The organism is Vibrio sp. 10N.222.55.A1, from assembly GCF_041473835.1.
GTDB lineage: Bacteria > Pseudomonadota > Gammaproteobacteria > Enterobacterales > Vibrionaceae > Vibrio > Vibrio crassostreae_C.
The window spans coordinates 89,966-112,321 of sequence record NZ_JBFRSX010000025.1; the positions used below are offsets into that span (position 1 = coordinate 89,966).

At 44.2% G+C, this 22,356-nt stretch carries 19 protein-coding genes and 1 pseudogene; 9 read left to right on the top strand and 11 right to left on the bottom strand.

Annotation, left to right across the window (positions count from 1 at the left end):
- Window positions 1–153 precede the first annotated feature (153 nt).
- Entirely contained in the window at window positions 154–1,206 is a 1,053-nt protein-coding gene (gene queA / locus AB4493_RS08150; RefSeq protein ID WP_017629870.1) for a tRNA preQ1(34) S-adenosylmethionine ribosyltransferase-isomerase QueA, read from the bottom strand.
- 334 nt (window positions 1,207–1,540) lie between these two features.
- Here queA and AB4493_RS08155 point away from each other — a divergent pair, with 334 nt between their 5' ends.
- Window positions 1,541–1,987 carry a CBS domain-containing protein gene (locus AB4493_RS08155; RefSeq protein WP_017062524.1) on the top strand — a complete coding sequence of 149 codons (447 nt, stop codon included), beginning with the start codon at window positions 1,541–1,543 and terminating at the stop codon, window positions 1,985–1,987.
- Window positions 1,988–2,056: 69 nt separating this feature from the next.
- Here the strand turns inward: AB4493_RS08155 and AB4493_RS08160 are convergent, their stop codons facing one another.
- A complete protein-coding gene (locus tag AB4493_RS08160) occupies window positions 2,057–2,962 on the bottom strand; it encodes a hydrogen peroxide-inducible genes activator (RefSeq protein WP_017062525.1) in 906 nt (301 codons plus the stop codon).
- Window positions 2,963–3,172: 210 nt separating this feature from the next.
- Here AB4493_RS08160 and AB4493_RS08165 point away from each other — a divergent pair, with 210 nt between their 5' ends.
- From AB4493_RS08165 to AB4493_RS08175, 3 genes and pseudogenes are all read left to right on the top strand, one after another.
- Window positions 3,173–3,781: a peroxiredoxin C gene (locus tag AB4493_RS08165; RefSeq protein WP_017062526.1), complete on the top strand. Its 609-nt coding sequence runs from the start codon at window positions 3,173–3,175 to the stop codon at window positions 3,779–3,781.
- Between the two features lie 311 nt (window positions 3,782–4,092).
- Entirely contained in the window at window positions 4,093–4,836 is a 744-nt protein-coding gene (locus tag AB4493_RS08170) for a copper homeostasis protein CutC (protein WP_017062527.1), read from the top strand.
- A 146-nt stretch (window positions 4,837–4,982) separates the two neighbouring features.
- Window positions 4,983–5,246, top strand: a pseudogene (locus AB4493_RS08175) (hypothetical protein); the annotation flags it as partial.
- A gap of 9 nt (window positions 5,247–5,255) precedes the next feature.
- On the opposite strand, the gene phoU reads toward AB4493_RS08175, so the two are convergent.
- The 4 genes from phoU to AB4493_RS08195 form a co-directional block, all read right to left on the bottom strand.
- Window positions 5,256–5,954, bottom strand: coding sequence for a phosphate signaling complex protein PhoU (gene phoU / locus AB4493_RS08180; protein ID WP_009848270.1), 699 nt, complete (start codon window positions 5,952–5,954; stop codon window positions 5,256–5,258).
- Between the two features lie 74 nt (window positions 5,955–6,028).
- Window positions 6,029–6,847: a phosphate ABC transporter ATP-binding protein PstB gene (pstB, locus tag AB4493_RS08185; protein WP_009848269.1), complete on the bottom strand. Its 819-nt coding sequence runs from the start codon at window positions 6,845–6,847 to the stop codon at window positions 6,029–6,031.
- Complete coding sequence (gene pstA / locus AB4493_RS08190; RefSeq protein WP_372154822.1) at window positions 6,848–8,557, bottom strand: phosphate ABC transporter permease PstA; 1,710 nt, start codon at window positions 8,555–8,557, stop codon at window positions 6,848–6,850.
- Window positions 8,558–8,668: 111 nt separating this feature from the next.
- Complete coding sequence (locus AB4493_RS08195; protein WP_372154818.1) at window positions 8,669–10,885, bottom strand: ABC transporter permease subunit; 2,217 nt, start codon at window positions 10,883–10,885, stop codon at window positions 8,669–8,671.
- 200 nt (window positions 10,886–11,085) lie between these two features.
- Between AB4493_RS08195 and ppk1 the strand changes: the two genes are divergently transcribed.
- Both ppk1 and ppx read left to right on the top strand, forming a co-directional pair.
- Window positions 11,086–13,182: a polyphosphate kinase 1 gene (gene ppk1, locus AB4493_RS08200; protein WP_017066137.1), complete on the top strand. Its 2,097-nt coding sequence runs from the start codon at window positions 11,086–11,088 to the stop codon at window positions 13,180–13,182.
- Window positions 13,173–14,684: an exopolyphosphatase gene (ppx, locus tag AB4493_RS08205; protein WP_210447367.1), complete on the top strand. Its 1,512-nt coding sequence runs from the start codon at window positions 13,173–13,175 to the stop codon at window positions 14,682–14,684. The genes ppk1 and ppx overlap by 10 nt, the downstream gene beginning before the upstream one ends.
- Before the next feature lie 76 nt (window positions 14,685–14,760).
- Here ppx and AB4493_RS08210 read toward each other — a convergent pair whose 3' ends face one another.
- From AB4493_RS08210 to phoB, 3 genes are read right to left on the bottom strand one after another with little or no spacing between them, the layout of a single operon-like run.
- The gene (locus AB4493_RS08210; RefSeq protein ID WP_372154824.1) at window positions 14,761–15,717 is read right to left on the bottom strand and encodes a PstS family phosphate ABC transporter substrate-binding protein; all 957 of its coding nucleotides are present in this window, start codon (window positions 15,715–15,717) and stop codon (window positions 14,761–14,763) included.
- Between the two features lie 17 nt (window positions 15,718–15,734).
- Window positions 15,735–17,033 (bottom strand): phosphate regulon sensor histidine kinase PhoR, encoded by a 1,299-nt coding sequence (gene phoR / locus AB4493_RS08215; protein WP_004740365.1) that lies wholly within the window; start codon window positions 17,031–17,033, stop codon window positions 15,735–15,737.
- A gap of 33 nt (window positions 17,034–17,066) precedes the next feature.
- Entirely contained in the window at window positions 17,067–17,756 is a 690-nt protein-coding gene (gene phoB, locus AB4493_RS08220; protein WP_004735064.1) for a phosphate regulon transcriptional regulator PhoB, read from the bottom strand.
- Between the two features lie 194 nt (window positions 17,757–17,950).
- Between phoB and rdgC the strand changes: the two genes are divergently transcribed.
- The 3 genes from rdgC (at window position 17,951) to AB4493_RS08235 (ending at window position 20,779) form a co-directional block, all read left to right on the top strand.
- Window positions 17,951–18,865: a recombination-associated protein RdgC gene (gene rdgC, locus AB4493_RS08225; protein ID WP_017062534.1), complete on the top strand. Its 915-nt coding sequence runs from the start codon at window positions 17,951–17,953 to the stop codon at window positions 18,863–18,865.
- Between the two features lie 206 nt (window positions 18,866–19,071).
- Window positions 19,072–20,490 carry a tRNA 5-hydroxyuridine modification protein YegQ gene (gene yegQ / locus AB4493_RS08230; RefSeq protein WP_017062848.1) on the top strand — a complete coding sequence of 473 codons (1,419 nt, stop codon included), beginning with the start codon at window positions 19,072–19,074 and terminating at the stop codon, window positions 20,488–20,490.
- 34 nt (window positions 20,491–20,524) lie between these two features.
- A complete protein-coding gene (locus tag AB4493_RS08235) occupies window positions 20,525–20,779 on the top strand; it encodes a YfhL family 4Fe-4S dicluster ferredoxin (RefSeq protein ID WP_004735061.1) in 255 nt (84 codons plus the stop codon).
- Window positions 20,780–20,821: 42 nt separating this feature from the next.
- Here the strand turns inward: AB4493_RS08235 and AB4493_RS08240 are convergent, their stop codons facing one another.
- Both AB4493_RS08240 and mepA read right to left on the bottom strand, forming a co-directional pair.
- A complete protein-coding gene (locus AB4493_RS08240) occupies window positions 20,822–21,130 on the bottom strand; it encodes a hypothetical protein (protein ID WP_372154820.1) in 309 nt (102 codons plus the stop codon).
- 273 nt (window positions 21,131–21,403) lie between these two features.
- On the bottom strand, window positions 21,404–22,243 hold the full coding sequence (gene mepA / locus AB4493_RS08245; protein ID WP_017062537.1) for a penicillin-insensitive murein endopeptidase: 840 nt from the start codon (window positions 22,241–22,243) through the stop codon (window positions 21,404–21,406).
- Window positions 22,244–22,356: the final 113 nt, after the last annotated feature.

Here is a 22,356-nt window from a genome sequence, read left to right on the forward strand (position 1 = left end):
AGAACCTTAGGCCAAACAAAAGTTCAGTCTAGTGGGTTCTATGAGGAGCGGTCGCGTATTCCTTGCGAGAGATTAGACAGACACCCTGCCCGACTCCTAGCTTACTGCTAGCACCCGTAAATTCTAATGTATATCGTTTATAACTAGCTTAAATTAGCTTGTTTTCTTATTGATGAACATGGCATCACCGTAGCTGAAGAAACGATATTCGCTCTTCACTGCGTGATCGTATGCGCCCATCACGTTGTCGTAACCTGCAAATGCACTCACCAACATAATCAGTGTTGATTCTGGCAAGTGGAAGTTGGTAATCAAGCAATCCACCAACTGGTATTCATAGCCAGGGAAGATGAAGATTTCTGTATCACCAAAGAAAGGAACGAGCTCAGTGCCTTTCTTCAATGCATCTTGAGCTGCACTTTCTAGTGAGCGTACTGATGTTGTACCAACAGCAATAATACGGCCGCCACGGGCTTTTGCTGCAGCTACGGCGTCAACCACTTCTTGCGGCACTTCAACGTACTCAGCATGCATGTGGTGATCGTTAATATTATCAACTTTTACTGGCTGGAACGTACCAGCACCAACATGAAGCGTCACGTAAGCAAACTCAACACCTTTTTCTTTCATGTCAGCCATTAGCTTGTCATCAAAGTGAAGGCCTGCTGTTGGCGCTGCAACCGCACCCGGCTTTTCATTATAGACAGTCTGGTAGCGCTCTTTATCTGCATCTTCATCAGGACGATCGATGTAAGGAGGCAGTGGCATGTGACCAACACTGTTAAGAATCTCTAAAACGCTTTGATCAGATGTGAAATGGATTTCGAATAACGCATCGTGACGCGCCACCATTTCAGCTTCATATTCATCGTTCTCACCAAGGAACAACTTGGTACCCGGCTTCGGTGATTTAGAACAACGAACATGCGCAAGAATGCTTTTCTCATCAAGCATACGTTCAACCAGCACTTCAAGCTTACCGCCTGATGCCTTGCGACCGAACACGCGAGCTGGAATCACTCGAGTGTTATTGAAAACAACAAGATCGCCTGGCTCAACCAAGTCTAAAACGTCTTTAAACGAACCATCCGTCAGGTTGCCATTATTGCCGTCTAATTTAAGTAGGCGGCTTGCTGTACGCTCTTCTTGAGGGTAACGAGCAATAAGTTCATCTGGTAGGTCAAAGTGAAAATCTGAAACTTGCATGTGTCTAGTCTTGTCTTAGTTGATGAGATTTGTGCCGTTGACGAATCATAAATCGTAGTTGCTGGATAATCGTTACGGTAAGTCAATCGTTACCAGAAACACATCGCAAACACGACTAAAAATTTCGCAGTGGGCTAGTATAGGCACACGAGCCGCAATAGCAAGGTTTACAGCACTGGATTATTGTAAAGAGGCGTAAAATAATGCGACTGATTCACCTCCTCAAGCTAAAGAATTAGTTGCATAAAACTCACCCAAGAATGCGTCAGATCTCAGTTATTTTTTGGATAAAAAACTATAGTAATAGCAACAAATAAAAAAGAAGGAGGTTCGTATGATCAAGGTTGAAGATATGATGACTCGCAACCCTCATACCCTATTGCGCTCACACTCACTGGCCGATGCTAAGCACATGATGGAAGCACTTGATATCCGCCATATTCCGGTCGTCGATTCCGACAGGCAACTACTAGGTGTCGTCACACAGCGAGACGTTCTCGCCGCTCAAGAATCCAGCCTACAAAACATCCCACAAGCTCAATCTTTTACTCTTGCTACTCCCCTCAACGACATCATGCACAAAAGTGTTATGTCGGTAGAGCCGCGTGCAGGATTAAAAGAATCGGCTATCTACATGCAGAAACATAAAGTGGGCTGTTTACCTGTCGTAGAAAACCACGAACTAGTAGGCATTATTACAGACAGCGATTTTGTCACGATAGCGATCAATTTACTGGAGCTGCAAGAAGAAGTAGAGCCAGAAGAAGCGGAAGTAGAGTAACGCTCGGAATTGATATAAAGAAGAGCGGCCAATTCAGCCGCTCAGAGGGATTGTTGTCGCAGCGGCTTATTATAGAAGCTCAGATACCACATCCGCTAATTGATGGAATGTCTCACGACGCGAAGAGCTTGGTCGCCAGACAAGGCCAATATCTCGGTAGGCCTGCTGACCAGGAGGATCGATCACAACGAGATTCTGGTTTTCCAATAAACCGTGGTCGATCGCCATTTGCGGAATAAAGGTGGTTCCTAAACCATTGGCCACCATTTGCACCAATGTGTGAAGGCTCGTCGCAGTGAACGGGTTGATCTTCTCTTTATCCGTTAACTTACAAGCCGACACAGCATGCTCGGTTAAGCAATGCTCGTTCTCCAACAAAAATACAGATTCGTCTGGCAGGTCATCGTATTTAATCGGAACGCGAATACCATCAGCTTGATTGCGACTGATCACCATCCGGAAAGGGTCTTGCCCAACAACTTGGCTTTCCATATTGTCGATATCGACAGGCAAAGCCAGAATCAGCACATCTAAGTCTCCATGACGCAGCGCAGCCAATAGGTTGGTCGTTGTGTCTTCACGTAACAGCAAATTTAATTGTGGAAAGCGCTGGTTGGCTTCCTGTACCAAATCGCACAAAAGGAACGGCGCTATAGTAGGAATACACCCGACTCGCAACTGCCCTTGCATCGCATCCCCGTTACATAGATTTCCAAGCTCTACGAGATCTTGTCCTTTCGCTAGTAGCTCTCGACCGTGCTTGACCACCAGCTCACCTGCTTGCGTGAAAACTAGCGGGCTCTTTTTATCTTTCTTCTCATAAAGCGGGCAACCAATCAGCTCTTCTAGGTTTTGAATGCCTTTACTTAGCGTAGATTGACTGACGAAACAGCGATCTGCGGCATCACTGAAATGACGAGTTTCGTGAAGAGTAACAAGATAGTGAAGTTGCTTAAGACTTGGCCATTTATTCATGAAATTACTTTGTAATATGAGTAGGATAAGTTAGGTAAAGGTCATTCGACCTAAGGACAGGACAAAGAATAAGCTTATCGCTTTTTTCGATTAACTTAATCTATTTAATTCGCTTTTTTCTATAGTACCGATTGTACTATAGTTTGTCCCGTAGAAACGGAGCCCAAACAAAGATGTGTTGGGCCAACTAATTTTTTAGGAGATTCCAAAATGGTACTAGTAGGTCGTCAAGCCCCTGACTTTACTGCAGCAGCTGTTCTAGGTAACGGTGAGATCGTTGATAACTTCAACTTCGCAGAATTCACTAAAGGTAAGAAAGCTGTAGTTTTCTTCTACCCACTAGACTTCACTTTCGTTTGTCCTTCAGAGCTAATCGCTTTCGACAACCGTCTTGAAGATTTCCAAGCTAAAGGCGTTGAAGTAATCGGTGTTTCTATCGATTCTCAATTCTCTCACAACGCATGGCGTAACACTGCTATCGCTGATGGCGGTATCGGTCAAGTTAAATACCCTCTAATTGCTGACGTTAAGCACGAGATCTGCAAAGCATACGATGTTGAGCACCCAGAAGCAGGCGTTGCTTTCCGTGGTTCTTTCCTAATCGACGCTGACGGTCTTGTACGTCACCAAGTAGTTAACGATCTTCCACTAGGTCGTAACATCGACGAAATGCTACGCATGGTAGACGCACTAAACTTCCACGAGAAGAACGGTGAAGTTTGTCCTGCACAATGGGAAGAAGGCAAATCAGGTATGGACGCATCTCCAAAAGGTGTTGCAGCATTCCTATCTGAGCACGCTGACGACCTAAGCAAGTAATTACCTCTTAAGCCCGAACTCAACGCGGGTTAATGGTTGGAAGATTCTCTTTAAAGAGACATAAAGCATAAGCTAATAGCGCAAAGCGCACCGCCAATCAGTTAAGAAGTAAAGTCCTATTAAAAGCCCGAAGTTAACGCTTCGGGCTTTTTGTTTTCCCCCTCCTCGCTCCCCTAGACTGACTCTTGTAATAGATAATTGAGGTAGCGATAAACCTAAACTTTACCTCTATTTTCCCTTATCCCCATCTATTCAGAATCACACCTAGATTGCTATTATTTCATCAGTATCTTTTTGAACGGATAAACACGATGAACACCGAAATTGAAGTCTGTATCGATAACTTAGAATCTCTTCATACCGCACTATCTGGTGGCGCGAATCGAATTGAGCTTTGCTCTTCATTAGCACTTGGCGGATTAACTCCAAGCTTCGGAATGATGAAACAAGCGGCAATAGTTTCGTCGGTTCCGGTCTACGCTATGATACGCCCAAGACAAGGCGACTTCATTTTCGATAACGACGATATGCTCTGTATGCTTGAAGATATTGAAGCTTGCGCAAATGCAGGATTGGATGGGGTCGTACTTGGTGTGTTAGCGCCGAACGGAAGTATTGATATGCCAAAGATGCAACAACTGGCTGACAAAGCGCACTCGTTAAAGCTTGGGATTACCTTCCACAGAGCCATCGATCAAAGCTCTGATTTCCAAGCAGCATTAGAACAAATCATTACACTTGGATGCGAAAGAGTCCTGACATCAGGGCTTGCTGCTAATGCTGAGCAAGGTATCGATGTATTGGCTGCAATGGTCAAACAAGCCGATGGACGAATTGATATCATGGCGGGGGCTGGCGTTAACGCTGCGAATGCCAAAATGATTCAAAGCGCTACCCAAGTACCTGCTCTTCACCTTTCAGGTAAATCGACAAGGCCGAGTCTAATGGAAAACAACTCAAGTGCTCAAATGGGCAGTGATAATATTGATGATTATCAGATCCCAGTGACAGATGCGAGTAAGATATCTGATGTGAGAGCCGCCCTCACCGCTTAGGGCAATAGTCGCCAGCATAAATCCAGAGAACCTCGCTGACTAATCTAACTGACTGACGTATATTAGATTTAATAGCGCAGAAAATTTTCATGGATAGATATGGCTAAAGACTTATTCAGCTCTCTTGATTTAAACCTGTTACGAAGCAAAACATGTTTGGAAGAAACCAAATCCACGGCTTTCAGGCTGAAATTGGCGTGGCAAGTTATGACGGTACGAAAACGCGCTCATGCGAAGTAGAAGAGAAAACAACACATGGTATAAGCCTAGGCGGGGCCTACGTTTACCAAGCGACACCAATGCTTGGATTACGTGCTGGTGTTGATATGAATATTTTTGATCACAACAAAACCTTTGTGCCTTACGACACAACGGTCAATTTCAATCTTGGTGCAATAATTAGCTTCTAAAGATAAGCTCTATTTGAGTGCGTCATCAAGGCTTTGATCGCCTAGGTGACGTACATCTTTACCCTTCACAAAGTAAATAATGTATTCGCAGATATTTTGGCAGCGGTCTCCCACTCGCTCAATCGCACGCGCTGACCACATCACCTGCAAAATATTAGGAATGTTCTTAGGGTCTTCCATCATATAGGTCATTAACTGACGAATAACGGCCTCGTACTCCGCATCCAACTTATCATCAAGCTTGTGAACTTCAGCTGCCGCATCAACATCCATACGAGCAAAAGCATCTAATACTTGATGAAGCATGGTGATAGCCTGACGGCAAAGAGGCTCTAAAGATACGTGGAATTTCTGCTCTTTGGTTGAAGGGATCTCAATAGCACCTTGCGCAATTTTAGAAGCAACATCGCCAATACGTTCCAGATCGGTAATCGTTTTGATGATCGCCATAATCAAACGCAGATCCTTCGCTGTCGGCTGACGCTTTGCAATGATTCGAGTACAAGCCTCATCAATCGACACTTCCATCGCATTCACTTTGTGGTCATCACGAATCACTTTTTTGGCCAATTCAACATCGTCTTTATGAAGCGCCTGCATTGCAAACGAGAGTTGCTGCTCCACTAACCCGCCCATGGTCAATACATGAGTACGGATCGATTCTAACTCGACATTGAATTGCCCTGAAATGTGGCGACCGAAATGCATACTTGCTCCTTGAAAGAAATGAAGAAAGCCATTTTTGTAGAGTGACTTAGCTCTAGATGACACCTTTGGAGAGGTTAGCCATATCTACCAGTAATGTAGTCTTCCGTCTGGTTTTTCAATGGAGACGTAAAAATTGAGTCCGTATCTGAGTACTCGATCAATTTTCCCATATGAATAAAGGCAGTATGGTCACTTACACGCGCGGCTTGTTGCATGTTGTGGGTAACAATCACCACTGTGTATTGCGTTTTGAGATCGTTGATCAACTCTTCAATCGTCAAAGTAGAAATCGGATCGAGTGCCGATGTCGGCTCATCTAACAACAGCACTTCAGGCTCAATCGCAACCGCACGAGCGATAACCAAACGCTGCTGTTGACCGCCAGATAAACCAAAAGCATTCTCATGCAACCGATCTTTCACTTCATCCCATAACGCAGCAGCGCGCAGAGAGCGTTCAACCGCATCATCAAGGTCTCGGCTGTTGCTAACGCCTTGTAGCCTCAAGCCATAAACCACATTCTCATAGATAGATTTAGGAAAAGGGTTTGGACGCTGGAATACCATACCCACACGGCGTCGTAAGGTCGCAACATCCACCTTAGGGTGATAGACGTTCTTGCCATGAAGCTTCACTTTCCCGGAAACCTTACAGCCTTCAACAAGATCGTTCATGCGATTAATGCAGCGCAGCAGAGTCGACTTACCACACCCAGAAGGGCCGATAAACGCCGTCACCTGCCCCTTCGGGATCTGCATCGAGATATCATCAAGTGCTTGGCTCTCTTTATAGTAAAGATTTAGCCCTTCGATCGAGATAGCAATTTGCTCATCCTTCAGATTGTGAACATCAAGTGGTGCTTGGTAACCCAAGGTTTCATTAATCGAGAACATCTAATCTTGTCCTAAGGTTCGGTATTTTTCACGCAAGTTATTACGGATATTGATGGCTGTTAAGTTCAACCCAACAATCACCGTAACCAATAAAAATGAAGTCGCATACACTAAAGGTCGTGCCGCTTCGATATTAGAGGTTTGAAAACCAACATCATAGATATGAAAGCCTAAATGCATGAACTTTCTATCTAAGTGTAAATACGGAAACTGACCATCGACTGGCAAGCTGGATGCCAATTTAACAACACCCACCAGCATAAGTGGTGCAACTTCCCCCGCGGCTCTCGCGATTGCCAAAATTAAACCAGTGATAATCGCTGGGCTTGCCATCGGTAAAACAATGCGCCAAAGCGTCTCAAATTGAGTCGCACCAAGCGCTAATGAACCGTGCCTCACTGCACTAGGAATACGCGTTAAGCCCTCTTCCGTGGTTACGATAACGACTGGAAGCGTCAAGACCGCTAAGGTTAGTGCTGACCAAAGTAGACCCGGCGTACCAAATGTCGGTGCTGGCAATCGCTCTGCATAGAACAACGTATCAATCGAGCCACCAATGGTATAGACGAAAAAGCCTAAACCAAAAACGCCATACACAATCGACGGTACACCCGCCAAGTTAATCACGGCGATACGAATTAAACGTGTTAGTGCGTTGTTTTTTGCGTATTCATGAAGATATATCGCAGCGACTACCCCAAGAGGCATCACGACGATCGACATGAGAATAACCAACAGTACTGTGCCAAAAATAGCAGGAAACACACCGCCTTCAGAGTTTGAGTCTCGTGGGTTCTCTGATAAGAACTTCCAAACTTGTTTGCCCCAGTGCCCAACCTTTTCTAGGTAAGACATATTATTTGGGTACCAATAATCCAGAATGTGACTTAGCGAAATCTCGACCTGCTCGCCTGTCATATCCTCAACGAGTAAGCTTTCGACATTAAGTTGCGTTCTAAGGTGCTCAAGCTTAACTTCGGCTTCACCTAACTGGCGATTTAATTCCAGTTTAGTTTGAGTATAGGTTGTAAGGTATTCATCACTCACTGACTCATTGAGTTCAAGCTTACGCTTTTCTAAGCGCAGGTTTTCCAATTGCCAGCTGATATTGCGAATTTCTTGGTTCACGACACGCGACGTTTCTTTACGTAACGTATCAGCGAACGCCAAGCCTTGTTCGAGCTTTTGGTCTATGTTCGAATCAAAGGTGCCAGAAGCAGTTTTAAAACCCACCGGCTTACCAAAGAAATAACCACCTCGACTTCGTTCAATCACAACCCAATCTAGCGGGGTAGTGGGTTCACGTAAGTTAACATCCAGAATAGAAACAAAGTCCGCAGGGTACAGTTCTCTGTTAGCAACTTTGATGCTTAAGCGCTGTATCAGCCCAGTCGACAAATTTTGAGGAGACAAAAGGTCATGGACTTGTGGAACTTGCTCTATCGGGATGTATTTTCGTTCATATAACTGACCAACCAATACATCTTGTTTTGATACGGTTTCGTCAAGATCGACCACTAGCGATAAGTCTTTGGAGTCAACTTGCCATTGATACAAAGGTGCGGGCCAAAAATAGGTTAAGCCCTTCCAACCAATCAGCAGCATTAGGCCAAGAACAGAAAGCATACTGATGCTCACCGCCCCGCCCGTAAGCCAGATCCACGGAGAGCCCGATTTAACCCAAGATAATAATGACTTCAGTTTATTCATCATGATCGACCTTGCTCTTGGCGTGCTGAAATCAAGGAGCTGCAAAGATCAAGAGACACGCTAGTCAAGCCACTAAAAGCCATTGATACACATTGAGGCAAACCTTTAAAACTACAGCGCACGATATTTATCTCTCAGTCTTTGTCTAACCCACTCAGCAACTGAGTTCACCGCGAATGTAAAGATAAACAGCAAGAGTGCAGCCAAGAACAGCAAGCGGAAATGAGAACCACCCACTTCTGATTCTGGCAGCTCAACAGCAATCGTTGCCGATAAAGTTCTCATCCCTTCCAAAACATTCCAGTCAAGAATTGGGGTGTTACCTGTCGCCATCAAGACGATCATGGTTTCACCAACTGCTCGCCCTAGGCCCATCATAACCGCAGAAAAGATACCTGGACTCGCCGTCAATAGCACCACATAAATAAGCGTCTGCCACGCCGTCGCACCCAACGCTAATGACCCATCAGACAAATGTTTAGGTACAGAGAAAATAGCATCTTCAGCAATAGTGAAAATCGTTGGGATGACCGCAAAGCCCATAGCAAAACCAACCACTAGCGCATTGCGTTGGTCAAAGTCGATACCATAGCTAGCCAAGAAGGTACGAATATCACCACCAAATAACAAGGCTTCAATGTTGTTTCCACCAGCAAACACCGCAACCACTGTAATCACCAATACCGGAATCAATATCAGAGCATGCCAACCGTTAGAGAAGCGACCCGTTACCCTCTTCGGTAAACAGAACCAAACAAGTCCAGTCAACAGTGTGCTCAGTGGTAATAGCATCATTAATGAGAAGACAGCCGTTAAATGTGTTTCAACGATTGGAGCAAACCAAAGCCCAGCCAAAAATCCGATGATCACGGTTGGAAGAGCTTCCATCAGCTCTATCGAAGGCTTCACCACTCTTCGCATGCGTGGAGACATAAAATAAGCGGTGTAAATAGCTCCGAGCACAGCAACCGGCACGGCAAACATCATCGCAAACAGAGCGGCTTTGATAGTACCGAATGTGATAGGTACTAAACTGAATTTCTCTTCAAAGTCATCATTCGCCGATGTTGATTGCCAAACGTATTGCGGCTCAGGGTAACTTTCATACCAGACCTTTTGCCAAAGCGAGGAGAATGAGATTTGTGGGTATTCATTGTCGACTTTAGCCACACTGATGATGCCATCAATCAACGTTGCCAGATGCAGTTCATTGGCAGACATAGCGGCTAGTTGTGGTGATTTATCAAATGCGCGTTCAAACAACGACAGCTTTTCACTGGTCGTATAGTGGCTTTGTAATGTGCCGTTCTTATAGAAGCTATAAAAACCCTTTCTATAAGTATCAGGAAGAATAAATTGCACTTGTTCAGCAAGTTGGAAGTCTCGAATATGGGTCAGGCTACGCTTTTCATCTTTGAGTACATCGAACCATTGAGAAACCTGTCCGTCCTCATGCGTAACCAACAACGAGTATGCGCCAGACAATAAATCGATGCTTTTCACGGAATGCTTCGCATCATTTAAGCTAAGATCAATCACTTCACGAACATCAAAACCGTTATCTGATAGTTTCAAAACAACCAAATCCGATTGTGCTCGTAGGTATAAGGTTTGCCCATCAGGTGTGACAAGCAGTTGCTGCTGCAAGCCCAACTTATCCGATAGCCATTGGCTCTTCTGAAAAACATACTGACCAGTAAGGTCACTCTGATACCACTTAACCAAGACTCGTTGGTCACTTAACTGCGCGGCAACCGTAATCCCACGTCCATTTTTAGAGAATGCGAATTTGTCGATCGTCGCCCCATTTGAGGGTTCATCATTTAAAAACGATTCAGGGAGAGTGATTTGCTCAATTTTAGGTTCGGCTTCGCTGCCCTTTTTCAGCACAGGCGCACTATACTCAGGATAGAAAAAAGTAAGATTGCTTGCGCTGTCGGCAAAGGCAAACCAGTTTTCAGATGGGGTGTTTCGAGAAAAGGCGATGGGGTTGGCTACAACATCACGCTCAAAGTAAGAGTGTGTATTTTGAGACTCTAAATCCCAAAACTGTACCAAACCAGATTTTTCGATAGTAAATGCATGCTGACCGTATTCATCAACCGATAAGACGATAGGTTTTTCTACGGCAACGGTCTTTACAGCTTGGTCTGTCTCTAAACCAGTATCAGAAAATACCGGTAAAATGACCATCGCCAAGTAAACAAAGATCAATACTAGGGCAGCTAGAACACTGACCGCGCCACATGTCACCGAAAAACGGACGAGACGATCTTTCAACCATCTTTTTTTGTCGCGCTCTTTCAATGAAAATTGGGCTGATGCCATCTGTTTATCTACCTTTTTTTAGCTACTGACATAATATGTACGTTAGATGACAATTATATTACAAGTTACGTTAAACAACTGAAACTAATAACAAGTTTGTTAGCCATATTTCTTAAAGTAAGATCATAGATTTTGTGAATTTTGCCATTCTAATTTAAAGTAATCAGCTCTATAGCCAGTACTCAAGGATTCTCATCTCGATGGAAAAAGACTATGTCACAAAAGAACTTAGCTGGTTATCCTTCAACGAAAGAGTGCTCCAAGAAGCGGCAGATAAGTCAGTCCCCTTAATCGAAAGAGTTCGTTTTTTAGGTATTTACTCGAAAAACCTCGATGAGTTTTACAAAGTCCGATTTGCTGATGTGAAGCGAAAGATCTTACTTCAAGATCCACAGCTAACCTCCAACTCGCCGAAAAGCCTACTGACTAAAATGCAGAGCAAAGCAAGCAAGCTCGATGCTCAATTCCATGAACTGTATAACGACTTGCTATTGGAATTGGTACGCAATCGTATTTTTCTGGTCAACGAACAACAAATCAGCGAAGAACAAAGTGGCTGGATAAAAAAGTACTTTAAGAAAAAAGTGCTGCCACACTTAACTCCGATTCTCTTGAACGAAGATAGCCAGTTACTTAATATTCTCAAAGATGAACAAAGTTACTTAGCCATCGACATCGAGCGTGATGCATCATCTCAATATGTCTTACTCGAAATCCCATCAGAAGCACTCCCTCGATTTGTTAAGTTACCGGAAACTTCGGGTTCGCAGCGTACAACTTTGATCTTGTTAGATAATATAGTTCGATTTTGTTTGGATGACTTACTTAAAGGATTCTTTGAGTATGACTCATTGCGTTGTTTTGCGATAAAAATGACACGTGATGCCGATTATGATCTGCAAGAGGACAATGAAAATAACCTATTAGAATCGATGTCTTTAGGTTTAGAACAGCGCTTAACGGCACTGCCGATACGTCTGATCTATGAATCTGAAATGCCAACTGAAATGCTCAACTTCTTACAAGTCAGACTTAAACTGTCTGACTATGACAGTGTCATCGCAGGTGGTCGCTATCATAACTTCAAACATTTCTCTGAGTTCCCAAGCCTTAACCGACGTGATTTAGTTAATCGTCCTCTACCCGCGATTAAGTGCGCGCATTTCAGCCATTACCCAAACTATTTCGAAGCGATCAAAGCTCGCGACATCTTACTGCATTATCCTTATCACACCTTTAGTCACATCACTGAACTGGTTAGGCAGGCTTCCTTTGACCCGAAGGTAACCTCCATCAAAATAAACGTTTACCGTGTTGCGGAAGGCTCAAAACTCCTCAGCTCGATCATCGATGCGGCGCACAATGGCAAAAAGGTCACTGTGGTTGTCGAGCTGCAAGCACGCTTTGATGAGCAAGCCAACATTCAATGGACCAAGAAACTTCAAGAAGCGGGTGTAAAAGTCATCCATGGCATCCCAAGTTTGAAGATCCATTCCAAGTTGCTGCTCATCAAACGAAAAGAAGGCAAGCATACCGAGCATTATGCCCATATTGGCACTGGCAACTTCCATGAAGTTACAGCGCGCGTGTATACCGATTTTTCTCTGCTCACTGCGAATGAAGATTTGACTCAAGAGGTGAGACAAGTCTTTAAGTATATTGAAAACCCTTATCAAAAGTCCCAGTTCAAGCAACTGATTGTGTCACCAAAGAATACTAGAAAACGTCTGTACCAATTGATAGATAATGAAATACAAAACGCGATAGAAGGTAAACCTGCAAGCATCACTCTAAAACTCAACAACTTGGTCGATCGAGAGATCATTGAAAAGCTCTATCAGGCTAGCCAAGCCAATGTAAAAGTCAGAATGGTCATTCGCGGCATGTGCTCTCTTGTCCCTGGCATACCCAACATCAGTGATCATATTGAGATAGTCAGTGTGGTCGATCGTTTCCTCGAACATCCGAGAGTGATGATATTTGGTAACGCTGGAAAGCCGAAGGTCTATATATCTTCCGCTGACTGGATGACACGAAATTTTGATCACCGCATCGAAGTTGCAGCTCCAATTTTAGATCCAAAGATCAAGCAAACCATTATCGATATCACCGAGTTTCATTTCGATGACAGCAACAAAGCTCGAGTGCTAGACCAAGCGATGAGCAACTCTTACACACAACCACCAGCAAACCTACTTGATTACCCGACGTCACAACTCTCCACTTACCACTATATTAAACGTATGGAGAAACTTGCTCGCAAGAAGTACAAACAAGAGAAGAAATCATGCCGCTAATTGATAACAAACATTCTCGATGTATTGCCGCTATCGACTTGGGTTCGAACAGCTTTCACATGGTGGTTGCCCGAGTATTCGATCAACACCTGCAATTAGTCAGCAGACACAAACAGAAAGTGAGATTAGGTGATGGATTGGATGAACGTAACGTCCTATCTGAAAGCGCTATCGAGCGAGGCCTAGAATGCCTCAAGGTGTTCGCAGAACGACTGGCGGATTTTGAGCTTGATGATGTCAGAGTTGTTGCGACTCATACCCTAAGAAAAGCCAAAAACGCTAAAGACTTCTTAGAGCAAGCCAAGCCACTGTTTCCTTTTCCAATAGAGATCATTTCCGGTCAAGAAGAAGCTCGAATAATCTATAACGGAGCAGAACACACTCAAACCGCTTCTGAATCTAAGTTGGTTATTGATATCGGTGGAGGGAGTACGGAACTCGTCGCCGGACAAGGCTTTACTCCTCTAATTATGCGCAGTTTACCGATGGGATGCGTCAACTTCACTCAACGTTTCTTTGCTGACGAAGGGCTAACTTCACGACACTTCTCAGATGCTTATACCGCAGCTACTCGTCTATTGATGCCATTGATTGAAGAATACACAAAAGCCCCTTGGGAAATCGCTTTTGGCTCATCTGGTACCACGAAATCAATAAAAGAAGTACTCATTGGCTTAGGGTTCACCGATGGTCTCATTACGCCCCAACGCCTGTCCTATTTAAAGAATCACTTATGTGAGTTTTCATCATCCAACACCGTAAATCTTTCAGGCTTAAGTGATGAGAGAAAGCCTGTGTTTGCTGCAGGCGTCACCATTCTTTCAGCAGCAATGGATACGCTAGACATCAAGGAGTTACATTTTTCTGATGGTGCCCTGAGAGAAGGCGTTCTTTATGACATGGAGGATAGGTTTAAAGATATTGATATTCGAACAAGAACTGCCGAAACGCTCGTCTCTCGATACCATGTAGACGTAACTCATGGCGAGAAAGTGAAAGTGCTCGCTCTTTCATTGCTGAAACAAGTACAGCCTCAAGTGACAACTGCGGTCACTAATGAGCTGTATGATCTGCTTGGTTGGGCTGCAGTACTTCATGAGGTAGGACAAAGCATTGCATTCCAAGGCTATCACCGCCATTCGGCTTATCTGCTTAAGCATACGACAATGCCAGGCTTTAATACTGAGCAACAACGCCTTATATCAGCATTGGTTCGCTATCAAAGAAAAGCGCTCAAACTACAAGATTTGCCGGAACTTTCTCTGTTTACTCAGCAACAAGTCACCCTGCTGATTCGTATATTGAGACTCGCTATCTTACTCAACCGTCAGCGAAATCAAGCACTGGCCCCAGACGTGACTCTAACGATTGAACAACAGGATAACTGGGAATTGAAAGGAACTAACAGCGATTGGTTGGCCCAAAACCAACTGCTTGATTATGAGCTCAGAGAAGAGCAACAACGTTGGAAAAATGCAGAATGGTCGTTGCAGCTAAAATAACGAACAGTCAAAATAAAAACAGCTTGCGACGCGCAAGCTGTTCATACGTTTTTTTCTAAGTTTGTCGTAGCCTGAATTAGAGCCCGACTTTTGCCAATTCTTGCTCTGCGAACTCAGACGGTATCGCTAAATAGCCATCTTTCTCTACAAGTTCTTGTCCTTGCTTTGAGAACACAAAAGTGAGGAACTCTCTTTCAACGGGAGAAAGCGGTTTATCTGGGTGTTTGTTCACGTATACGTAAAGAAAGCGTGATAGAGGGTAATCACCGCTCAAGATATTCGCTCGAGTCGGCTCTACATAATCAGAACCATGCTCAGCAATAGGAATTAACTTAACGCCAGCGACACGATAGCCAATACCTGAGTAACCTATGCCGCTGATTGATGATGCGACCGACTGTACAACCGATGCAGAACCTGGCTGCTCATTGACTCGGTTCTTAAAGTCACCACCACATAGTGCGTTTTGTTTGAAATAGCCATAGGTTCCCGAAACGGAATTGCGCCCAAACAACTGGAATCGATGCTTCGCCCAAGGTTGGTCGACGCCTAGATCTTGCCAATCGTTCAGCGGTTTTGTCGCACCACAGCGTAATGTCTCTGAAAAGATGCCATCAATCTGACGAAAGTTGAGCCCCTCAATAGGGTTATCGCGGTGCACAAAAAGCCCAATCGCATCGATCGCCACTCGCAGTGCTGTCGGTTTATAACCATGTTCTCTTTCAAACGCTTCAATTTCTCGCAAGCGCATCGGGCGACTCATTGGTCCCAGATGAGCAGTCCCTTCCGTCAATGCAGGAGGCGCAGTAGAAGAGCCCGATGCTTGGACCTGAGCGTTCACATTCGGGTAGTAGGATTTAAACTCCTCTACCCACAATGTCGTCATCCCAGCCAAAGTATCAGACCCGACCGATAACAAGCTTCCAGAGATACCAGGAACTTTGGAATAATCAGGCAATGACTCAACACTCTGCTCAGCGAAGCTTGGACACGCCAATACCATCGCTAACAGTGAACCAATTGGCAAACGCATCCTGCGTATTAAGTCACTCATGACACAGTCAATCGGTTTGGCAACGTGAAATGGAAACGACTGCCGACGCCCACTTCACTTTGAATTTCGAGATGTGAATCGTGGTGGCTAAGCGCATGCTTTACAATCGCTAATCCAAGACCACTACCACCGGTATCACGAGAGCGGGCTTTATCTACACGATAGAAGCGCTCTGTGAGTCGATGTAAGTGTTGAGGCTCAATACCATCACCAGTATCTGACACATCTAAGCACGCGCCTTGGCTGGTTTGATACCAACGCACTTTGACCGTTGCACCTGCGGGTGTGTATTTAACCGCGTTATAAACCAAATTCGATATCGCACTTCTCAATTGGTCTTCATCGGCAAGAACTCGTAGGCTCTTATCGATATCAAACTCAAGCTTATGTTCGCGCTCACCGCTAAGGCTCGCCGCTTCTTTCTCAAGAACCTCAAGCATCGCCGGAACGTTGACCACTTCATCCAACTCATGCATTGGCGCCGCTTCAATTTTCGAAAGCGTGAGTAGTTGATTAACCAAACTGTTCATTCGATTGAGCTGCTCAGTCATTACGCCATGCGCCTTGGTCCACATTGGGCCAACGATCATGTCTGGATCTTCGGTCATTTCAAGGTAACCTTGAAGGACGGTCATCGGCGTACGCAATTCATGAGAAACGTTAGCGAAGAAGTTACGGCGCATGCCTTCTAACTGCTTAAGCTGGGTCACATCACGTACCACCATCAGGTGTTCACCCTCGGTATACGGCACAATACGCAGCTCGAGCATACGCTCCACATTCAATGGAGAAGGCATCTCTAATGGCTCAGAGAAATCTTGCTTATTAAGGTACTTAATAAAATCTGGAGTACGAATCAAATTCGAGATCGGTTGACCTGAATCATCTGGCCAACGAAAGCCCAGCAAATACTGAGCTAGCTTGTTACACCAAACGATATTGCCTTCACCGCGAAATACCACAACGGCATCGGGAAGCGATTCTGCACCGTTACGGAAACGGCGGATAAGGTTAGTCAGTTCTTTGCGTTTGCGACGCTGTCTCTGCTGCATACGATAAATACCGTTAAACAGAGATTCCCAGTTCCCAGAGCCTGAAGGTGGAGTTAGACGCTTCTCATCCCACAGCCATGCGGACAAACGCATTTGGTTGTGTAGATGCCAGCCGAGCTGCAATACCGTAGCAGCCAGCAGCAACCAAGGTAGGTAACCGAATATCCATCCGACTAAAACCCATGGTGCGTAAAAAAAAGCCAGCTCCCAAGCCAGCTTTTTCCAGGTTAACTTTTCAACCATTCAGGACTCCGTAAACTGGGCAGCGAAGCCACATTAAGCCTTTGTAGAAAAACGGTAGCCAGCGCCACGAACCGTTTGGATTAGCTTATCGTGACCTGCAGACTCAAGCGCTTTACGCAGGCGTCGAATATGTACATCAACCGTTCGGTCTTCAACGTAAACATTGGTACCCCAAACGTTGTTAAGCAGCTGCTCTCGGCTGTACACACGCTCTTGGTGAGTCATAAAGAAATGCAGCATTTTGAACTCTGTTGGTCCCATATCAACTGGACCTTCGCTTGCGGTAACACGATGAGATACTGGGTCTAGCTTAAGACCTTGTACATCAATCACATCTTCTAGTGCAGTAGGCGTTACACGGCGGATAACCGCTTTCAGGCGAGCAACGAGCTCTTTGGGTGAAAATGGCTTGGTGATGTAATCATCAGCACCCACTTCTAAACCACGCACCTTATCTTCTTCTTCGCCACGAGCCGTTAGCATCACCACTGGGATGTTGCGAGTTAACTCTTCACGCTTCATGTGCTTGATAAAGTTTATCCCGCTACCACCAGGTAGCATCCAATCTAGTAATACTAGATCTGGGAAAGGTTCACATAGCTTGTTTACCGCTGTATCGTAATCTTCAGCCTCTACTGCTTGGTAGCCTTTTTGTTCAAGCACGAAGCACAGCATCTCACGAATAGGTGCTTCATCTTCAACGACCAGAATCCTTCTCGACATAATTGAATAGCCTTTGTATTTAATCAACGCATTGCATTATCTGAGTTAATTATGACACTTTTGTGACCTTTGAAAACAAATTTTCATATAACTGTCTCAAACATTTCACTTTATAACTTTTGATACAGAGCTAGGGACAAATCGAATTAGATCTCATATCATGAAGCACTTCTAAAAAGGTATGAGAAAAATTTATGTGGTTTAAAAATTGCCTAGTCTATCGCTTCAACCGTGATATTGATTTCAACGCAGATCAGCTAGAGAAACAACTTGAAGAATTCCGCTTTACTCCTTGTGGTAGCCAAGACAAACAGAAGTTTGGTTGGGTACACGCAATGGGTAGACATGGCGATATGATGACGCACGTATCAGAAAACCGCATTCTTATCTGTGCAAAGAAAGAAGAGAAAATGCTACCCGCTTCTGTGATCAAAGAATCATTGAACGCAAAAGTAGAAACGCTTGAGGCAGAGTCTGGTACCCCTCTGAAAAAGAAAGAGAAAGACAGCCTAAAAGAAGACATCATCATTGATCTACTTCCTCGAGCATTCAGCCGCAGCAACTTCACTTACGCGCTGATCATGCCAAAAGAAGGTTTCATTGTGGTTGATGCGAGCAGCTACAAAAAAGCAGAAGATGTATTAGCATTGCTACGTAAGACAATGGGTAGCCTGCCAGTAGTGCCAGCTATCCCAGAGCAAGCGATCGAAACGACTCTTACAGAATGGGTGAAATCAGGTGATACGCCACAAGGCATCACTATGCTTGATGAAGCAGAACTAAAATCTATTCAAGAAGACGGCGGTATTGTTCGAGTTAAGAAACAAGAACTAGAAGCTGATGAGATTAAAAACCACATCGAAGCCAATAAGATGGTGACGAAACTTCTTATCAACTGGCAAGACCGTATTGAATTCATTCTTGCAGAAGATGGCAGCATCAAACGCCTAAAATTCAGTGATGAGCTCAAAGACGAAAACGACGATATTCCTCGTGAAGATCAAGCTGCGCGTTTTGATGCGGACTTCTCTCTACTTTGTGGTGAGTTCAGTGTTTTCCTTCCAAACCTATTTGAATCATTAGGCGGGTTAACTCAACCTAACGCTTAATCAGTCAAACTATAGGCTCAGGTGCTAACGGTATCTGAGCTTATTTCTCACTAAGTTCTCACTTATATCTGCCTCTAGACCCTCTTGTTAATGTCATTGCTATCTTTAGGGCTATCAACCAAACTCATTTTAGCGTAAAATTTGCGCCCCTTTGATATCACTTGGTGGTATCAACCTGACTTGAGATCAGATTAGAGAACGAAGCAATGACTACACAAAAACCATTTGTACCTGAACTATTATCACCGGCAGGAAGCCTCAAAAACATGCGTTACGCATTCGCCTACGGCGCAGATGCAGTATACGCAGGCCAGCCACGTTACAGCCTTCGTGTTCGTAACAACGAGTTCAATCACGAAAACCTACAAATCGGTATCGATGAAGCTCATGCTCAAGGCAAAAAGTTATATGTTGTATGTAACATTCAGCCGCACAACTCTAAATTAAAAACATTCATTCGCGACCTCAAACCAGTTGTAGACATGGGCCCTGACGCGCTTATCATGTCAGATCCTGGTCTTATCATGATGGTTCGTGAAGCATTCCCTGAAATGCCAATCCATCTTTCTGTTCAAGCAAACGCAGTAAACTGGGCGACCGTTAAGTTCTGGTCAACTCAAGGCGTTGAGCGTGTGATCTTATCTCGTGAGCTATCGCTTGAAGAGATCGAAGAGATTCGCGAACACTGCCCAGAAACAGAGCTAGAGATCTTTGTTCACGGAGCTCTTTGCATGGCTTACTCAGGCCGTTGTCTGCTTTCTGGTTACATGAACAAGCGCGATCCAAACCAAGGTACTTGCACCAACGCTTGCCGCTGGGAATACAAAACAGAAGCAGCGAAAGAAGACGAAAACGGTCAGATCGTTGAAGCAAACCCTACTGGTGTTGCTATTCAAGAAGTAGAAACGCAAGACATTGAAGTTCAAGATGAGCGTCCAGACAACACACTAGGCCTTGGTAAACCAACAGACGAAGTGGTTCTGCTTTCTGAATCACACAAGCCAGAAGAGAAAATGGCAGCGTTTGAAGATGAGCATGGTACTTACATCATGAACTCAAAAGACCTTCGTGCAATCCAACACGTTGAGCGCCTAACGAAGATGGGTGTTCACTCTCTGAAGATTGAAGGTCGTACTAAGTCTTTCTACTACTGTGCACGTACTGCTCAGGTTTACCGTAAAGCTATTGACGATGCAGTGGCAGGCAAACCATTCGATGAAAGCCTAATGGGTACACTAGAGAGCCTAGCTCACCGTGGTTACACTGAAGGCTTCTTACGTCGCCATACACACGATACATACCAAAACTACGAGTACGGTTACTCTATCTCTGACACTCAACAGTTTGTTGGTGAGTTCACAGGTAAGCGCCGTGGTGACCTAGCGGAAGTAGAAGTGAAGAACAAGTTCCTAGTAGGCGACAGCTTAGAAATGATGACACCGAAAGGTAACGTTGTTTTCAAACTAGAAGTTATGGAAAACCGCAAATCTGAAGCGGTCGACGATGCGAAAGGTAACGGTCACTTTGTATTTATTCCTGTACCAGCAGATCTAGATCTAGAGTACGGCTTGCTGATGCGTAACTTGAGCGAAGGCCAAGATACACGTAACGCATCAGGCAAATAATTTTTACTTAAGCGACTTACTTGAGAAGAAAATAATGGCTCTGTTAATTACTGACAAGTGCATAAACTGCGATATGTGTGATCCTGAATGCCCAAATGGTGCAATCACTATGGGCGACAGCATCTTCGAGATCGATCCTGATTTATGTACAGAGTGTAAAGGTCACTATGAAAAGCCAACATGCCAGTCAGTGTGTCCGATTACAAAATGCATCATCACTGACCCAAACCATATTGAAACTGATGACGAGCTACTTGAGAAGTTTGTTATCATTCAAGGCTTGACCTAAAAGAAGAAAGGTTCAACTTAACCATAAGTTGAACCTTTTTTTTCATCCTGATTTTCCGATTGTATAAATATTGCAGAAGAGCTCTTTTTCAAATTGATATTCGAGTCGTTCTCGCCAGTTTATTGATTGAGCTATAGGAACAAGATAAAAGTTTTCCCTGCTGGTATCGGTCACAAATGCCATTCCATACTGCATCAATTCATAGTGAACATCATTTACGAAACTAGGGTCTAAACGTTGTCTGCCTGTTAGCTGATTGATGTCATCTCTTGAAATTGAAATACCCGAGCTTTCAGCGTTGAACCTATGTCTTAACCATTCTGAAAATTCCTTCGCACAAATCATAGTCATAGTCTTATCCTTGAATTATCTATCGACGGGTATCAGACTCTGATTTCGCATACTGCATATAAGCCGCATCTTTCACCCCAAAACACTCAATCCCTGACCAAACCTTGTCAAATTCGCCATCGCCCTTGCTGATACCGTTATTGCTTTTATTAATATCAAACGATGTTCTTAATCTCGTGTTTATAAACTCTAGACAAAAGTGTGATATTTCTCCAGTTTTAGAGTCGAAAAAACCAGTGGCAGTACCACTGTAAAAAGCCTCGGTGAACAGGATTACTTATTCGATATCAAGGCCAAACACTGACTTGGCATCACTTTAACTTTTTTCTTTTTCTTAGTTTTCGCTACTTTTTTAGGAGGTGGAACTGGAACAGTCTTTGGAGCCCAACTTGCAAGTTCATCTCCACAACCGTCACCTTTAGGAGGGCTCGCTTGAGCTATGCAGTTTGAACTGCCTTCAGGACACTTTAAACGAACGTGGAAGTGGGAGTGGTGTCCCCACCAAGGTCTTATTTTGCCTAACCAAGCTCTATCATTAGCGTCAGAGTTTTCTTGTTCACAAAGGGTTTGCTTGATCACTGGATGAACAAAAATACGCACCACTTTTTCATCTTTCGCCGCATAACGAATAACTTGAAAATGATCATCGGTCCAATTCGATTCACGCAATTTGTAGTTGGTAAGATCCACAACGCTCACAGGTTTAGGCACAGCTAATTCGTTCTCTGACAACCTCTTACTGGTTAACCTTAGCCATATATCAATATCTAACCCTGTTTGATGACTTGAATGACCTGAAGAAAAGCGCCCTCCTCTGGGAAGAGAAATATCACCGATCAATAAATTAGTATTGAGCTTCTCGCTGGTCGTGACTCCTAACCTCTCAATAAACTTTATAGCTTCTGTATGGCCATAGTAGCGCTCTCTTTGAGGGCGAATGATCTGATACCCCAAACCATTAATAGGCAAAGCCTGCGCGCCGTCTAGACAGCCATTGGCATAGCTTCCAATTGATGAGGGTGAATTTCTAGTAGGGTGACTCTCTTTTTCCCACGAAGTTGCTGATAGAGAAAATGAACAAAAGAATACAACCAGTGCAAAAAAGAACCTCATAATAATCCCAAATTACTGACGCTTACTCATTATATTAGTCGCCATTTAGGATTAGGTGCATATCGTACTTAAGTTTTTGGTGGTAGCTAGTGAATTATACCAATTAAAGTAAA

Bases quoted from the DNA above. Each gene is read 5' to 3' on its own strand.
- AB4493_RS08170 (WP_017062527.1), top strand. From the start codon at position 4,093: ATGAACACCGAAATTGAAGTCTGTATCGATAACTTAGAATCTCTTCAT.
- AB4493_RS08240 (WP_372154820.1), bottom strand. From the start codon at position 21,130: ATGACTATGATTTGTGCGAAGGAATTTTCAGAATGGTTAAGACATAGG.
- AB4493_RS08235 (WP_004735061.1), top strand. From the start codon at position 20,525: ATGGCTCTGTTAATTACTGACAAGTGCATAAACTGCGATATGTGTGAT.
- phoU (WP_009848270.1), bottom strand. From the start codon at position 5,954: ATGCATTTCGGTCGCCACATTTCAGGGCAATTCAATGTCGAGTTAGAA.
- AB4493_RS08155 (WP_017062524.1), top strand. From the start codon at position 1,541: ATGATCAAGGTTGAAGATATGATGACTCGCAACCCTCATACCCTATTG.
- mepA (WP_017062537.1), bottom strand. From the start codon at position 22,243: ATGAGGTTCTTTTTTGCACTGGTTGTATTCTTTTGTTCATTTTCTCTA.
- AB4493_RS08160 (WP_017062525.1), bottom strand. From the start codon at position 2,962: ATGAATAAATGGCCAAGTCTTAAGCAACTTCACTATCTTGTTACTCTT.
- AB4493_RS08210 (WP_372154824.1), bottom strand. From the start codon at position 15,717: ATGCGTTTGCCAATTGGTTCACTGTTAGCGATGGTATTGGCGTGTCCA.
- ppk1 (WP_017066137.1), top strand. From the start codon at position 11,086: ATGGAAAAAGACTATGTCACAAAAGAACTTAGCTGGTTATCCTTCAAC.
- queA (WP_017629870.1), bottom strand. From the start codon at position 1,206: ATGCAAGTTTCAGATTTTCACTTTGACCTACCAGATGAACTTATTGCT.
- yegQ (WP_017062848.1), top strand. From the start codon at position 19,072: ATGACTACACAAAAACCATTTGTACCTGAACTATTATCACCGGCAGGA.
- ppx (WP_210447367.1), top strand. From the start codon at position 13,173: ATGCCGCTAATTGATAACAAACATTCTCGATGTATTGCCGCTATCGAC.
- phoR (WP_004740365.1), bottom strand. From the start codon at position 17,033: ATGGTTGAAAAGTTAACCTGGAAAAAGCTGGCTTGGGAGCTGGCTTTT.
- rdgC (WP_017062534.1), top strand. From the start codon at position 17,951: ATGTGGTTTAAAAATTGCCTAGTCTATCGCTTCAACCGTGATATTGAT.
- AB4493_RS08165 (WP_017062526.1), top strand. From the start codon at position 3,173: ATGGTACTAGTAGGTCGTCAAGCCCCTGACTTTACTGCAGCAGCTGTT.
- AB4493_RS08195 (WP_372154818.1), bottom strand. From the start codon at position 10,885: ATGGCATCAGCCCAATTTTCATTGAAAGAGCGCGACAAAAAAAGATGG.
- pstB (WP_009848269.1), bottom strand. From the start codon at position 6,847: ATGTTCTCGATTAATGAAACCTTGGGTTACCAAGCACCACTTGATGTT.
- phoB (WP_004735064.1), bottom strand. From the start codon at position 17,756: ATGTCGAGAAGGATTCTGGTCGTTGAAGATGAAGCACCTATTCGTGAG.
- pstA (WP_372154822.1), bottom strand. From the start codon at position 8,557: ATGAATAAACTGAAGTCATTATTATCTTGGGTTAAATCGGGCTCTCCG.